The sequence below is a fragment of the Limnohabitans sp. genome, from assembly GCF_031539175.1.
In the GTDB taxonomy this organism is placed as follows: domain Bacteria; phylum Pseudomonadota; class Gammaproteobacteria; order Burkholderiales; family Burkholderiaceae_C; genus Limnohabitans.
The window spans coordinates 1-16,104 of sequence record NZ_JAVKLQ010000006.1; the positions used below are offsets into that span (position 1 = coordinate 1).

6 protein-coding genes are annotated in these 16,104 nt (G+C 58.8%); 4 read left to right on the top strand and 2 right to left on the bottom strand.

Going from position 1 to position 16,104, the window contains the following annotated elements; genetic code table 11:
* Positions 1-136 precede the first annotated feature (136 nt).
* The 4 genes from RMS95_RS01165 to RMS95_RS01180 all read left to right on the top strand — a co-directional run bounded on the left by RMS95_RS01165 (position 137) and on the right by RMS95_RS01180 (position 8,672).
* Entirely contained in the window at positions 137-952 is an 816-nt protein-coding gene (locus RMS95_RS01165; protein ID WP_310642853.1) for a peptidylprolyl isomerase, read from the top strand.
* Positions 953-1,053: 101 nt separating this feature from the next.
* Positions 1,054-2,772 (top strand): ShlB/FhaC/HecB family hemolysin secretion/activation protein, encoded by a 1,719-nt coding sequence (locus RMS95_RS01170; protein WP_310642854.1) that lies wholly within the window; start codon positions 1,054-1,056, stop codon positions 2,770-2,772.
* A gap of 11 nt (positions 2,773-2,783) precedes the next feature.
* On the top strand, positions 2,784-8,336 hold the full coding sequence (locus tag RMS95_RS01175; protein WP_310642855.1) for a filamentous hemagglutinin N-terminal domain-containing protein: 5,553 nt from the start codon (positions 2,784-2,786) through the stop codon (positions 8,334-8,336).
* Positions 8,337-8,372: 36 nt separating this feature from the next.
* On the top strand, positions 8,373-8,672 hold the full coding sequence (locus tag RMS95_RS01180) for an HU family DNA-binding protein (protein ID WP_310642880.1): 300 nt from the start codon (positions 8,373-8,375) through the stop codon (positions 8,670-8,672).
* A gap of 47 nt (positions 8,673-8,719) precedes the next feature.
* Here the strand turns inward: RMS95_RS01180 and recB are convergent, their stop codons facing one another.
* Together recB and recC are read right to left on the bottom strand one after the other, a co-directional pair.
* Positions 8,720-12,352: an exodeoxyribonuclease V subunit beta gene (recB, locus tag RMS95_RS01185; RefSeq protein ID WP_310642856.1), complete on the bottom strand. Its 3,633-nt coding sequence runs from the start codon at positions 12,350-12,352 to the stop codon at positions 8,720-8,722.
* Positions 12,349-15,969 carry an exodeoxyribonuclease V subunit gamma gene (gene recC / locus RMS95_RS01190; RefSeq protein WP_310642857.1) on the bottom strand — a complete coding sequence of 1,207 codons (3,621 nt, stop codon included), beginning with the start codon at positions 15,967-15,969 and terminating at the stop codon, positions 12,349-12,351. The genes recB and recC overlap by 4 nt, the downstream gene beginning before the upstream one ends.
* Positions 15,970-16,104 lie beyond the last annotated feature (135 nt).

Consider the following 16,104-nt stretch of genomic DNA (forward strand, 5'->3'; position numbering starts at 1 on the left):
GTATCGTTCTTCTCGGCTGAGGTGCTTGTACATTGGGCAATTTCGATTTGGCGGTTAAAGCGGCCATGATGCTCTCGCATCCTCAGCCACCTATAACCAGTTCATCTTTGTTGCACTTCGTCCTTGAATCCGCCAAATGAAAAAAACCAAAGTCATCGTAGTCATGTTGGCGAGCTTGTTTGGTCCGCAAGCGGTGTGGTCAGCCCCCAAGGGCGCCGCCGATAAATTGACAACAGAGGTGGCGCGTGTCAACGACGAGGGAGTGTCGGTGGCTTTGTTTGAATTGGCGCTCAAAGACCAATTACAAGCCGGTGCGCAAGACAGTGCGGCTTTGCGTGACAGCATCAGAACTCAATTGGTGTTGCAAACCTTTGTGGCTCAGCAAGCGCTCAAGCAGCGGCTGGACAAAGGCAGCGATGTGCAGCTACGCATAGAGTTGGCACGCAAATCGGTCTTGGCTACCGCATGGCAGCAGCAGTGGTTGCAGGACAACCCCGTCAGCGATGCCGAGGTTCAGTCCGAGTACGCCGCGCTGGTGACCCGTTCGGGCGACAAGGAATATCAGATTCGCCAAGTCGTGTTGCGCGATGAGACCTCGGCGCGCTTGGTGCTCGATCAACTTAAGGGCGGTAAAAAGCTTGACGAGTTGGCCCGCACATATTCGATCGATGCAGCCAGCAAAGCAGACGGTGGGCTCGTGGCTTGGGTGAACCCTGCTGCCCTGATTGCGCCTTTGGGCGAGGTGGTGGTCAAAGCGAAGATCGGGCAGTTGGTGGCGGACCCCGTCAAGACCGCGGCGGGCTGGCATGTGTTGGAGTTGGTGGGAGAACGCCCATTCACGTTGCCACCACTGGCTCAAATCAAGCCGCAATTGCAGCAATCGTTGGCTCAACGCAAGCTGGAAGCTGCTATTCAGGCCGATGTGAACAAGGCCAAGATCGAGCTTCGCTGATGTTTTTTGAGTTTTAGTTGCTTTTGTTGGTTTCTGTTGGATTTGATAAGTTCGATTCCCTATCGTACGCGCCATACAAGTTCAATCAGAGGTGCGACGCAATGCATGCAAACCAAAAATCTGGGCTCGCCGCAGCCCTGTTGCTATCGGTGTGGGGTCCAGCAGCTTGGGCGCAAACCGCGCCCGACGCCGGTTCGATACAGCGACAAATCGAGCAAGACTTAAAAACCTCGCCCGTTCAACGTGCCCAACCCACAGTCAAAGCGCCGCGTGCGCTCAGTGCCCCACGCGAAGGGGCTGCTGTCCTGGCCGTCAATCGCTTTGTCTTTGAAGGCAACACACGACTGAGTGCCGACCAACTCGCCGCCATCGTTGCCCCGTATCCAGCCGGTCAGTACGACTTTGACCAACTGCGTCAGATCGCCGACATCGTGGCCGACGCTTACCGCGATGCCGGCTGGCTGGTGCGTGTGAGCTTGCCCAAGCAAGAGGTCAAGGACGGCGTTGTCAAACTCCAGATCATTGAAGCCACTTTTGGTCAAACCCTTGTGCAAGGCAGCCAAAGCCGCGTCGACACCGCCACGCTGCAAGCGATGGTCGAAGCCGCGCAAGCCACTGGCCAGGCTGTGCAGACCCAAAGTATTGACCGTGCTTTGTTGCTGCTCGATGGCATTCCCGGTTTGAATGTGGTGGGTAACTTGGTGGAAGGCCAGCAACCCGGCCAGACCGATCTGCTGTTGGGCGTGGCCGACCGCGCTGGCTTCAATGGCGACGTAGCCCTGGACAACACAGGTGCCCGCTCCACGGGGGCCAATCGCGTGCTGGCTAACCTGAGTGTGAACAGCCCGCTGCGCATGGGCGACCAGCTGCAACTCACGGGCCTTAAATCCCAAGGCAGCGACTTCGAACGTTTGGCTTGGACCGTGCCCGTGGGCTATGACGGCTTGCGCGTTGGCGCGCACGCGACCCGATTGGCCTACACCTTGGTGGGTGAATTTGCCAGCCTCAATGGCCATGGCTCCGCATTTTCTAGCGGCTTGGACTTGAGCTACCCCTGGCTGCGCAGCCAGAGCAGCAACGTCTCGCTGTCGAGCAGCTACGACACCAAACGTTTTGACAACAACGCCAACGGGGCCAATGCCTCGCACTACGGACTCGACGTGTTGAACTTGGCCTTGAACGCCAGTCACAACGACGATTGGCAGGGCGGTGGCCTTAATAATGTCTCAGTGGGCTTGAGCCAAGGTAAAGTCAATTTGGATGGCTCGGCCAACCAGAGCGCCGATGCCAGCGGTCCTGCCACAGCAGGCAGCTTCAGCAAGCTGCGTGCAGGCTTGAGCCGACTGCAAGCCCTCACTTCTAGCCTGAGTGCTTATGTGGCCTTGAACGTTCAGCGCGCCAACAAAAACCTCGACAGCAGCGAACGTCTGTACTTGGGCGGTGCAGGCGGTGTGCGTGCTTACCCCACCAGCGAAGGGGGTGGGGCGCAAGGCCAGCTGTTCACCGCTGAGCTGCGTCAGCAACTCGACGCCAACCTGACCTTCACTGGTTTTTATGACCACGGCCAAGTCAAAGCTTTCAAAAACAACGCTTGGGCCAATGGCTCGGGCAGTTTGAACTCGGGCAGTGCACCTAACGACATCACGCTCAATGGCTACGGTGTCTCGTTGGCTTGGACCCCACAGCTCAACACCGAACTGCGCGCTACGCTGGCACGCCGTGTCGGCACCAACCCCTTGGCTACTACTGGCACCGGCACAGACGGTGACGGCACCCTCAAGCTCAATCGCCTGTGGCTCAACGCCACCTACTCTTTCTAAGGCAGCACACCATGAACGGACACGCTTCACTCAATCGTTTTTACCGCTTGGTCTGGTCGCACATCACCCAAGGCTGGCATGTGGTGTCAGAAATTACCCGTGGCAAAACCAAAGGTGGTCGCTCTAGCGGCACCGTCTCGGGCGCACTCGCCAGCGTGGCGCTCGCCAGCATGGCCATGTCTTCGCACGCGCAACAGGCACCGCCTGCAGCCACCCAATTGCCCATGGGCGGTGTGGTGGCGCGTGGCGTTGCCAACATCAGCCAAACCAGCACGGCGCAAGCCGCTGCAATGGCCGTGAACCAAAGCAGCCAACGCGCCGTCATCAACTGGAGCAGCTTCAACGTCGGGCAAAACGCCAGCGTCACCTTTAACCAGCCCAACGCACAGGCCGTCACGCTCAACCGCATTGCCGACCAGAACCCCAGCCAAATTTTTGGCCAGATCAACGCCAACGGACAGGTGTTTTTGAGCAACCCCAGCGGCATTTACTTCTCGCCAACCGCGCAAGCGAACGTGGGCGCGCTGACTGCCACCACGCACAGCGTGACGGACAACGACTTCATGTCCGGCAACCTGGCCTTCAGCCGCAACGGCGCCACCGGCGCGGTAGTCAACGAAGGCCACCTGAACACGGCGCTGGGCGGCTACATCGCACTGCTGGCCCCTGAGGTGCGCAATGCAGGCGTCATCGTGGCGCAAGCGGGCACCGTGGCCTTGGCGGCAGGTGAGGTCATCACGCTCAACTTCAACGGCAGCACCGGCTTGGCTGGCATCACCACCACGCCCAGCACCATTGCCAGCTTGATTGAAAACCAACAAGCCGTTCAAGCGCCGGATGGTCAGATCATTTTGTCGGCCGTTGCGCTGAACAAGCTGCAGGCCGGCGTGATCCGCAACAGCGGTAGCCTGGAAGCCAGCAGCATCAGCAACAAAGGTGGCGTCATCACCTTGGAAGGTGACGACATCACCCTGACCAGCACCAGCCGCATCAGCGCGAGTGGTGCCACAGGCGGCGGCAACGTGCTGGTGGGCGGCGACTGGCAAGGCAGCGGCAACCTGCGCCAAGCCACCAAGGTCAGCATGGAAGCAGGTGCCACCATCGACGCCAGCGCCACCCAGCAGGGTGACGGCGGCAAGGTGGTGCTGTGGAGCGATGTGCACAGCGCCGACAGCGTGACGCGCGTGGCGGGCAACATCAAGGCCGAAGGCGGTGTGCAGGGCGGCAACGGTGGCCAGGTGGAAACATCGGGGCATGCGCTGAAGGTGGACAGCACAGCCAGCGTGTCGACACTGGCCAAGACCGCTGGTGTCAGCGGTGAATGGTTGTTGGATCCTTATGACTTCACGATTGCGGCATCGGGGGGGGACATGACAGGGGCAGCGCTCAGTGCAGCCCTCAACAGCTCGAACATCTCCATCATGACCAGTAATGGCCAAGCGACGTCCAACGGTATGCAGATCGCCGCCAGCACGACCACTGCAGCGGGTGCAGGCGACATCATCATCAATGACAACGTGGCGTTTGGATCTGGCTCGCCCAAGAGTCTTTTTCTGACTGCAGCCGGTGGTGTTCGCGGTACAGGCAACATCAATCTGGGTACCCAGAATATGTCCATCCTCTCTGTTTCGCAAGGGGGAAGTTCGACCTACAGCGGCAACATATCGGGTGCAGGTATGGTGATCAAGGACGGTGTTGGCAATTGGACACTCACGGGTAACAACACCTTTGGCAATGGTTTGCAAATTAATGCGGGCCGTGTGACCTTGGGCAGCGCGACCGCCGGTGGTGGGAGCAACGGCAACAATGGCCTCATCACGTTGAGCAGCTTGGCGCAAGGCGCCATCTCCGCTGCAGGAGAGCTTGCTTTCAATTTTGCAACCGATGCCACATTCAGTGGGGGCATTCAGTTGGGTGCTGGGAGCGGCGGACCGTTCACCAGTGGGGGCAATGTTTACAAGGCGGGTGCAGGCAACCTGACACTGTCTGGCTTCAACATGTTTGCAGGCATTTTGTACATCCAGGAGGGGACTTTGACCCTGGGCGCCAATACCAACGGCTTTGCTGGGGCAATGGGCAAGCCTAGCAACATCTACATGAGTGCCGGTACAACATTGGATTTGAATGGTAAGAATGTGAGCTCAGCATCGGGGGCTGGAACACTCAGAATCGGCAGTGCCTCGCAACCATCACTTTCAGACAGCCCGGCTACGATCATCAACAGTGTTGCGGGCAGTACCTCTACCTTTGACCGAGTCATTGAGGTCTATTCGCCGACCGTCTTGGCGGCCACAGGGGCGATCAATTTGACAACGCTGTCGACTGCTCAGTCGTCCATTTCCGTGTATGGCAGCACGCTCAATTTGACTGGGGCGGGTAATGGAACAGTATCCAAAAATCTGAAAATCTTTGACGGCGTTGGCAACATCACGGGGCCTGAGACCTATTCCGTGACCAAGTCAGGGACAGGGACTTGGTCTTTTGCTGACTCAAATGGTCTTGGAAGCATCACCAACGCCGCCAGTGGCCGATTCAGCTCAGTTGCTGTGAATGTGAGCCAAGGTAAGCTGATAGCCAACACAGTGACCGATTCCATGTTTGTGCCGTTGACTGTCACTATTGACAGTGGCGCAACGTTTCAAATTGGTTCGGGCGGATCGGCTACGGTGGATTCAACGGTCAACTTTGTAGATAACGGCACACTGGCTTTTAATGTGAGCAGTGCACTGACGTTGGCGGGAAATGTGTCTGGGACCGGTGCGTTGCGACAAATGGGCACTGGGGTGGTTACGCTGAGTGGTAACGTCACAAACAGCAGTACACCGAGCGTAGATGCCGGCGCTGGCAATTTGTGTGTCGGCGGCACGTGTTACCCGATTGCGTTCAATATCTCCGCGATGACGACCAGTGCACAAATTGCTTCTGTGACCAGCGTCCAGGTACTTGGTCTCACTGCCTCTGAGGTTCAAGGTCTGACCACCACGCAAATTGGTTATTTCACACCCACGCAGGCGGGGTACTTTTCGACAGCGCAACTGCAGCTGTTGAATCCAACGCAAGTTCAAGCGTTGAACACCACGACATTGCCCTCAGCCAACTTGGGTGCGATCGCCTCATCTCTGAGTTCATCGCAAGTGCAGGCCTTGAGCTCTGGCCAGTTGACCGGACTGACTTCAACGCAAGTGGGTGTGGTGCTGTCGTCCTTGACCTCAGCTCAAGTGGGTGCGTTGGGATCGGCTTTGACTTCGGCACAAGTGCAAGCATTGACTTCAGCACAGATGACAGGTTTGACTTCAGCCCAAGTGGCTGCAGTTTCATCGTCATTGACCTCGGCTCAAGTGCAAGCATTGACTTCAGCGCAGATGACAGGTTTGACTTCCGCTCAAGTGGCTGCAGTTTCATCGTCGTTGTCGCCGGCACAAGTGCAAGCATTGACCTCAGCCCAGATGACAGGTTTGACCTCGGCACAAGTGGCTGCAGTCGCTTCGTCGTTGACCTCGGCACAAGTACAAGCGTTGACCTCAGCGCAGATGACAGGTTTGACCTCGGCACAAGTGGCTGCAGTCGCTTCGTCGTTGACCTCGGCACAAGTACAAGCGTTGACCTCAGCGCAGATGACAGGTTTGACCTCGGCCCAAGTGGCCGCAGTTGCTTCGTCGTTGACCTCGGCTCAAGTGCAAGCTTTGACCTCAGCGCAGATGACGGGTTTGACCTCGGCCCAAGTGGCCGCAGTTGCTTCGTCGTTGTCACCGGCACAAGTGCAAGCTTTGACTTCAGCCCAGATGACGAGCCTGACTTCAGCCCAAGTGGCTGCCGTTTCATCGTCGTTGACCTCAGCTCAAGTACAAGCATTGACCTCAGCGCAGATGACGGGTTTGACTTCCGCTCAAGTGGCTGCAGTTTCATCGTCGTTGTCATCAGCTCAAGTGCAAGCTTTGACTTCAGCCCAGATGACGGGTCTGACCTCGGCACAAGTTGCTGCAGTTTCATCGTCGTTGACTTCGGCACAAGTGCAAGCTTTGACTTCAGCGCAGATGACGGGTTTGACCTCGGCCCAAGTTGCTGCAGTTTCATCGTCGTTGACTTCGGCACAAGTGCAAGCATTGACCTCAGCCCAGATGACAGGTTTGACCTCGGTCCAAGTGGCCGCAGTTGCTTCGTCGTTGACTTCGGCACAAGTGCAAGCATTGACCTCAGCCCAGATGACAGGTTTGACCTCGGTCCAAGTGGCCGCAGTTGCTTCGTCGTTGTCACCGGCACAAGTGCAAGCTTTGACTTCAGCCCAGATGACGGGCCTGACTTCAGCCCAAGTGGCTGCCGTTGCATCGTCGTTGTCATCAGCTCAAGTGCAGGCTTTGACTTCAGCGCAGATGACGGGTTTGACCTCGGCCCAAGTTGCTGCAGTTTCATCGTCGTTGACTTCGGCACAAGTACAAGCATTGACCTCAGCGCAGATGACGAGTTTGACGCCAGCGCAAGTGGCTGCATTAACTGCAAATCAACTGAGTGGGTTGACTGCCACGCAATTGAGTTCAATGAGCAGTGTTCAATTGTCTGCGTTGACTTCTGCCCAACTAGCAACTATGTCCTCTACGCAATTGGCAACAATTCAGACAGTGACTTCTAGTTCTAGCAACACAAGCAACACAAGCAACACAAGCAACACAAGCAACACAAGCAACACAAGTGGCGCGAATGCAGGTTTGAGTTCTTCGACCACGCCAGCACAAATTCAAGCGTTATCGAGTGCGCAGCTGGCTCAGCTGACGGCGAGTGAGTTGACTGCGATGACATTGACTCAAGTTGCTGCGATGACACCATCTCAAGTGGCTGTGTTGTCTGCGTCTCAACTGAGCAGTCTGACAGTGAACCAATTAATTGCCATGTTGCCTGCGCAGCTCGCAGCATTGTCAGCATCAACGCTCGCATCGTTGTCTAACACTCAACTGGGTGCTGTGACGGCTGCGCAAGTGGCGGCTTTGACGCCAACTCAATTGGCTAATTTGTCGCTCAGTCAGCAAGCCCTCTTGTCGATCAAGAGTGCCGCTGGAGGCAATGCCAATACCCAAGGTGGCAGCTTTACGTCGACCGTGAGTCCGGCAGCGCAAACCAATGCGGTGTCTGTGGCGCCAACTGTTCCCGTGGTTGTTACTATGCCGTCGCCTAGCCAGACGGCCAGCCTCACGCCGGCGCAGGTGGGCCGCTTGAGTGCCTCACAGATTCAGGTCATCACGCCTTTGCAGTTGTCGGTGATGCAGCCAAATCAGATCGCTGGTCTGGCCGTTGACAATGTGGGACGTCTTTCGATCGAACAAGTGGGGGCATTGAGCATTCCGCATGTGCAGGCGCTTTCGCCAGCGCAGGTGTCAGGCCTCGGTTTGCAGCAGTTTCAGGCGTTCACGCCGGACAAAGCACTTGCATTGACACCTGTTCAATTGCAAAACTTGTCACCAGAGCAGTTGGCTGTGGTTACACAAGTCAGGGCAGCAAGCACTGAGCCACAAGGCGGTGTTTCGGTGACCTGCGGCCAGGATGCTTCGAAAGGTTGTAGCGCAAACAAGTAACAGCAATGGCGCAGTGCGCCATTAGCTGCCCATTTTATAAATCAGAAGAAACCAATGAATAAGACTGAATTGATTGAAGCCATCGCCAAGGAAACTGACCTGTCCAAGGCGGCTGCCGCGCGTGCGCTGAATGCGCTGTTGGACACGATCGTTAAAACGGTGGCAAAAAAACAAGATGTGCAGCTGATTGGCTTTGGCACTTTCAAGGCCGTGAAGCGTGCAGCACGCACCGGCAAGAACCCCCGAACGGGTGAAGCTCTCAAAATTGCCGCAGCGACGGTGCCTAAGTTTTCTGCCGGTGCAACGTTTAAGGCGGCGGTAAGTAAAAAAAAGTGAGCGCCTTAGCGTCGCTTTCGAACAGCATGCATGACGCTTGTCGAAAGTTAGACGTCGTGGCCTGCAAATAAAGCATCCAACGCCTCAATCAAGGCTTGCGGTGGTCGGTGTAAATGCACCCCCGCGCCTTGCGCGTTGATGCCTCTTAAAAACACATAGACCGCGCCACCCATGTGCTGGGCGTAGTCATAGTGGGGCAGACGTACTTTGAGGAGTCGGTGCAGAGTCAAGGTGTAGAGCACGTATTGCACGTCGTAGCGTTTGTGCAGCACAGCGTCTTGCAAGGTGGCGGGGTCGTAGCTGGGAAGTTTGTTGGATTTGTAGTCCACCACCCAATAGCGGCCGTCGTGTTGAAGCACCAAGTCCAGCGAGCCGGTGAGCATGCCTTGCATGACGCGGGCTTGCAGGGCAGGGCGGGGTGTGCCTTCAAACACATGGGCTTGGATGTGTCGGTCCAGCACGGTGGCGGGCACGTGGCTCACCTCCAGGTTGAACTCCATCTCCGGCCACATGTGCTCGGGCGTCAGTTGGCCCAAGGTCAGCGGCCGAGCGTTGAGTTCATCCAAAGGCAGTGGCGTTTGCACCACGGCTTGCAGCCAAGGTGTCAACTGCGCGGTTTGTGCCTCGTCCAGTTGCAGCCAGCTGGCTTTGCGTGCGAGTAACTCAGCCCAGGCTTGCTGCGCCCATGTGGGGACTTGGGTTTCGGCCACAGGCCATTCGTTTTGCGACAGCCAGTCCAACACGTCGTGCAGCAGCGTGCCGTAGCGCGCACCCGCGGGAAAGCTTTGCCATGGGCTGATGCTGTCGGGGTCCGGCGCAGGCGTGCTGGGGATGGCGGGTTGATTCGCCAAGCCGTCCGGCAACACATCGTTCATGGCATCTGTCATCGCATCGGCCACGGCTTCATCGCGTTTGGATTCGGACACCAAGCCCCGCGTGATGGCACTGAAGCTCGCCGTCCACCACACACTGTGGTGCGTGCGTGTGGGGGTGCGCGCGTCTTGCGCGATGTGGGTTGCCGCTGGCGCTTGGTAGGCGATGTGTGTCAACTCGGGCAGCGCAGACACTTGGATGTGTGGGCACGGGCCCCACATCTCGTGCAGCTGTTGGCCCAAGTCGCCCCGCGCTTGGCGGTTGAGCAATTGCGACAGCGCGCTGCGTTTGAGCGTGCCTTTGTCAGCGTTGCCACTCAAGTCGCTTTTGGTTTCTGCCACGCCCAGCCACAAACCGCGTTGGGCCCGCGTGAGGGCCACGTAGAGCAAGCGCATGTCTTCTTCGACCGAGGATGCTTCTGCGTCGCTGTCGTCGTCCGACTCGTCGCTTTTGTCGTCTTGCGCGTAGTTGGTTTTGGCTTTTTTCTCGACGGCAAACGCGCCCGCGAATGGCACAAACACCAGCGGGTATTGCAAGCCCTTGCTCTTGTGGTAGGTGATGATCTTCACGCACGACGCATCGGTTTCGAGGCGTGCTTGTTGGGTGTCGCTGTCATGGTGTGGCGATTGAATTTGCTCACCCAAGTACCGCACCAACGCGTGCTCGCCTTGCAAACTTTGCTCGGCGTGCTGCAACAGTTCGCCCAAGTGCAGCAGGTTACTCAGGCGGCGTTCGCCATCTGGCTGCGCCAGCAAACGTTGCGCCACGTGTTGGCCGTGCAGCCATTGGTGCAGCATGGGCAACACGCCGTGTTGTTGCCACAGCGCGTGCCATTGGTGAAACTGGTCGAGCAAGCGCTCCCATGGCGCTTCGTCTTGCGTGATGGCCCGTACTTCTTGCAAATCGAGCGCCCACAAACGGCTGCCTAAGGCCGCACGCACCCACGCCGTTTGGCGGGGTGACGCCGCCGCACGCAGCAAGCGCCACAGGTCTGTGGCCTCGGGCGATTGGTACACGCTGGTGTGGTCAGACAAATACACACTCGGAATGCGGCGCTCACGCAATGCACGGCGCACGGCATCGGCTTGCGCTTGGCTGCGCACCAGCACGGCCATATCGCTGGGGGTGGCCGCTTGCGCATTCAGCAGGCTGGCCATTTGGTCGGCAAACACGGCTGAGGTGTGCTGCAAGTAGCTGCCGATGGACACCGTGTCGCTGTCGCCGTCGGGGTGCATCTGCCACACGGTGAAGGGCGGTTGCTCTGCGCCATGGACCATCAGTGGCGCTTGTTGGCCTTGGGCTGTCACCTCAACAAACGCAATCTCGCCTTGTGCCGAAGCAAACGGTTGATCGGTTTGCATGAACACATGGTTCACCGCTTTGACCAAGCCCTCGCTGGAGCGGTGATTGCCGGTGAGGGTGTGCAAGGCGTCGTTGTCATGCGCATGCGCCATGCTTGCTTGTGCGTCAGCACGGGCTTGCAAGTACGTGCCCAAGTCTGCGCCACGGAAACTGTAGATGGCTTGCTTGGGGTCGCCAATCATCACCAGCGCATTGGCGGCGGTACAGGCTTCGGGTGCGTAGATGCGGTTGAGCGTGCCGTACTGCCAAGGGTCGGTGTCTTGAAATTCGTCCACCAACGCCACTGGATATTGCTGGCGAATGGCGTTGGCCAAGCGGCCATCGTCGGCCATGACCGCATGGTGCAGGTTTTGCAACAGGTCCGAAAAGTCAAAGGCGGCGCGCTGGGCTTTGGCCGCTTGGTAGGCTTCGCCCACGGCGTGTGCGGCGTGCAGGGCAATCAGTTTGGTGGTGCTGGGCTCGGCGCTTAGTGTGTCGATGTGGTCGGCCACGGCGGCGAAGAAGGCAAAACCTTGCGCGTCGCTCCAGCCTTTGTCTTGCAGCGCGGTGGTGGTGAAACGCTCCAGCACTTTGCGGTCTGCTTTCTCGCCTTGCGTGGCCCACGCTTGCAACACGCTGAGCCAGTTGGCAAAGTAGTCAGCGCGCAGCCCTTTGATTTTTTTCTGTGCACCTGCTTCTTGCAGGGCTTGCAGCACCGCGTCGCTCCACGCGTTGCGTGCGGCTTGGGCGGTGGCCTCGACCTGCGCTTGCCATGCCATGTGTGCGGCGACGGCCTCGGAGGGCGTGGTCGTAGGCTCGGGCACAGCACGGGGTGTGCGCTCTTGCTCACGCCACATCTCGCTCAAGGTTTTGAGCAGTTTGTTAGGGTCTTGGCCGATGAGCGGTGCGATGTGCTGCAGGGTGTCGGCGGGCAATGGGTAAAACCATTCGCGCCAATAGTCTTGCACCAGCGTGAGCTTGAGTTCATCGGCATTGTCTAGGCGCGTTTGCTCAAACAGGTTTTGGCTTTCGAGCGCGTGCTGTGTCAGCATGCGCCGTGACCAGCCATGGATGGTGTAGATGGCGGCATCGTCCATCCACTCGGCGGCGCAGTTGAGCTGCAGCGCGCAGCGGGGCCACTGCGTGTCATCAAAGCTGTCGCGCAGTTCAACCAAAAAGTCATCGACTTTCAAGCGCGCGGGCAGTACGCGGCCTTGCGCGCTCACGTCAAAGTAGGTGGCGGCTTGGCTGAGCCGTGTGCGAATGCGCTCGCGCAGCTCGGCGGTGGCGGCGTCGGTGAAGGTCATCACCAAAATTTGCGGTGGCAACAGCGCTTCGGTGCGTTCGTGGCCCAGCACCAAGCGCAGGTAAAGGGCGGCGAGCGTCCACGTTTTGCCGGTGCCTGCGCTGGCCTCAATGACTTGACGGCCCAGCAGTGGCAGTGTGTGTGGGTTGAGGGCTTTCACGCTGGTCCCTCCTGCTCGGGGGCGTTGGCGTCGAGGTGTATCACTTTGGCGGCGTTGTGCATGGGGGCGTACAAGCGTTCGGCCCATGCGGGCAGCGCGTCGGCCACATCGTCAAAGCGGGCGAACACGCGTTGCAGTGCGGGCGAGTCTTGGTATTCGCCGCGCTTTTGGTGGGCTCCGTCAAACGCGGTTTTCGCTTTGGCCAAGGGGTCTTTGCCGTCGCCTTTCAGCGCCATCCAATAGGCGCATGCTGTCTTGGCCGCGATGGGCAAGGGCTGTGCCCATGCGTTTTGATAGGCGTCGCACAGGTCTTGCAATTGCGCTTGGGCTGCCTCAGCCGTAATGGGTTGGAGCTCGATGGCGGCATCAAAACCAATTTGCACGCTGGTGGTGGGCACGCCACTGGCGCAGGCAGCCAAGTGGTGCAGCCACAGGTGGCCCAAGGTGTCGAGCCGTGCTTGTTGGTTTTCTTTTTTGCCTTCGGTCACTGCGCCGGGGCGCAGGGCCACTTGCAGCCATTGCGTGTTGGCGGCTGGCACGTCGGTGTTGCTGCGCCACAGGGTTTGGCCGTTGGCCCACTCGGCGCTCAGGCGGGTTGGGCCCAGCTGCCAATGGGCCGATTGCACGCCCAGCGTGTGTGGCCATTTGGGCAGCAACACGTCAAGCTGGTCACGCAGCGTGCTGCGGTCTTTGAGCAGCATGTGCTGCTGCGCTTCACCAAAGCCGGCCAAGGCCAATTGGCCACTCAGTCGCAATTGCGCGATGGCTTGCTGGGCATCGTCGGCTTGGGCAATGCGTTGGTTGAGTTTGTATTTCTCCAAGCCATCCAGCGAGAAAGGCTCTTCTTGCTCAGCGGCCTCTTCGGGCTTGTCTAGCCTCAGGCGCAAGCGGTCAGACAAGAACACTTCCACCGGCTGCTTGAGCAAGCGTTGCAGATGTTGCAGCGAGAGTTCAGTCGGGGCGGTATGGTCCGATGCGGCCGATGCTTCGTTTGACGAGGCCTGTGAGGTGTTGTCTGAGGGGCGAGCCCGCTGCCAGTCGTCGGCATAGGTTTCAAACCCTGTGCCCTGTGTGAAGTACTTGGGCGAAAAGGCTTGCAGCGGTTGCAGCTGATGTTGGGCATCAAATGCAGGGTGTTTTTGGCTGCTGTCTAGGTCGCTGCCGCGTGTCCACACCGCATTGAGGTAGTCCATGAGTTGCGCCACCAGCACCGACGGTGGTTTGATTTCGTGGTCAGTCGTGCGGCGGCCTTGCCAGCTGATGTAGAGCTTTTCGCGGGCTGATAGCAACGCTTCTAAAAACAAATAGCGGTCGTCTTCGCGGCGCGAGCGGTCGCCTGCACGCCAGTGTGATTGCGAGCGGCCTGCGTGTGCGGCGTCACTCATCAAATCAAAGTCGCGTGGGGTTTGGCTGCGTGGGTAGTCGCCATCGTTCATGCCCAGCAAGCACACGCACTTGAAAGGGATAGAGCGCATGGGCATCAGCGTGGCGAACTGCACACCACCCCCAAAGAAGCGGCGTTGCATGGCGGGCTGTTGCAGCTGGGCCATCCAGTGCTCGCGCACCACCACCAGTGGCAGCGGTGTATCAAGGCGAGCCAGTTGGCATTCGGCCAGCCAGGTTTCTAGCGGGGCCATCACGCGTTCGATCAACCGCTCATCCGCTTCATCGCTCGGCTTGAAGAACAAAGCCACCAGCTGCTGTAACACCGCCACCCATTCGGTAGGCGTGTGGTCTTGGCGCAGTTTGAGCAGCGCAATTTGTGTGTGGCGCAGCCACTGCAACAGGCCATCCATCACGCGTGCGTCTAGCCCGCCCACGCCTGCTTGCGGCAGGGCGTCGGCCCACGGCGTGGCCAGCTCGTCGCTTGCACCTGTGGCATAGCCCAGCAGCAAGCGCTCGATGCCAAACAGCCAACTGTTTTGGTTGGCGTCGGCCATGTCGGGCGCAATGCCCCAGGGTTTGCGATGTGGCGCGTCAAGGCCCCAGCGCACGCCGGCGTCGGCCAGCCAGGTGTCGAGCTGGGCCACGTCGTGTTCTTCTAGGTTGAAGCGTTCGCGCACGGCGACTACTTCAAACAGGCTTTGCCACTCCAAGCGTGTCACGCGCAGTTGGGGCAGTTGCAGCAGCGTGTCTAGCGCTTGTACCAGTGGCTCGGTGCGCGGTGTGGTGTCGGCCACGGTGTAGGGCAGGTGGCGCGGGTCGTTGTGTTGGGCGCTGTGTGCGAAGCGGCCAAACACCGCATGGATGTGCGGCGCAAAGTTGGCCATGTCGGGCACCATCACCATGATGTCGGCGGGCTTGAGCGTGGGGTCGGAATCGAGCCACGCCAGCAGGCGGTCGTGCAGCACTTCCACCTCGCGCTGCGCCGAATGCGTTTGCACAAAGGCAATGCTGGTGTCGTCTGCGGGCACGTCGGTTAAGTGGTCGGGCAGTGGCGCAAGGTTGAGCAAGGACGACTGCAAGTGCTCCAGCATGTTGGGCTCGCGGCCTTCGTCGGTGGCTGTGTCTGCGGGATCGACAAACACATCCACGCGGTTGAACTGGCCTTTGTATTGGTCTACATCGTCAAAGCCATCGAGCAAGTGCAAGTAGTCGCGGCCATGTTTGCCCCATGCGGCCAGCAGGGGGTGTGTGTCGGTGTGCAGGGTGTATTGGTCGGCCTCGGACAGCGAGCCATCGTCTTGCGGCACGGGCAAACCGGCTTTGTGCGCTTGGCGTTGCTTGCTTAATTTAGCCAATGGCACACGACTTTCCACCACATGGCCCCAGTAGTGCTGACAGGGGTTTTGCACCAGCATGAGCACTTGGCACACGCGGCCCAAAGCAGCCAACGCCTGCACGGTTTGCATGGGCAGCGACGTCACGCCAAACACCATGATGCGATGCGGCACACCCGCAGGGTGTTGGCCCTCGGGGAGAGTGGCCATCTTGGCCATGAAGGCCTCGTGCACTTTGGCGCGTGAGCTGTAGCTGTGTTGAAGCTCGGCTTTCACCTCGGCATCAGCCGCCAAGTCGTCTAGCAAATCGCGCCACAGCTCGGGCTGCCAGCTTTGTGCGGCGGGCAGGGGTGTGGTGAATGCGGAAGCGTTTGTGCCTGCTTGTGTGCGCAATTGGTCTTTGCCATTGGCCCAGTCTTCTAGCCAATCGGCGCGGTAGTTTTGGTAGCCGTCCAGCACGTCGGCCAATTGCGCGGCCAGTTGGTACGCGCGGCGGTTCATGGGCGAGGCTTGGTCTTCAGCTTGGCCTAGGTAGTTTTTTAGCGGCGCAAAGCTGGGCTTGGCCAACAAACTGGGGAGCAAACGCATGATGCGCCACACCAGTGGCGACTTGTCCAGCGGCATGTGCGCGGGCACGTTGCTGGGGCCCAGCACGGCGCGGTAAATCTGCCACAGCTTCGTCGATGGCAGCTCCACCTGCGTGGCTGCGCAAATGCCAAGGTCTTTGGCCAAAGCCAGCTCTAGCCAATGCTTCATGCCGTTGCTTTGCACCAGCAACACCTCGGGCGCGAGCACGGGCAGCGGGTGGTTGCGGATGAACTGCACCGCCAACTCGCGCAGGCCCTCTAGCTGGTTGCTATGAAGCACCATAAAACCGGTGGCGTGGGGGCTAGACATGTGGGGCAGAACGGGCGAAAAAAGGGGCTAAATATTTGCGTGAGCCAGTGAGCATACTGGATGGCTAGGCGCAAACCGTGAACCTTTCAACCGTCGAAAAATCGACACAATAGAATTAACTTAATTTTTAAAAAC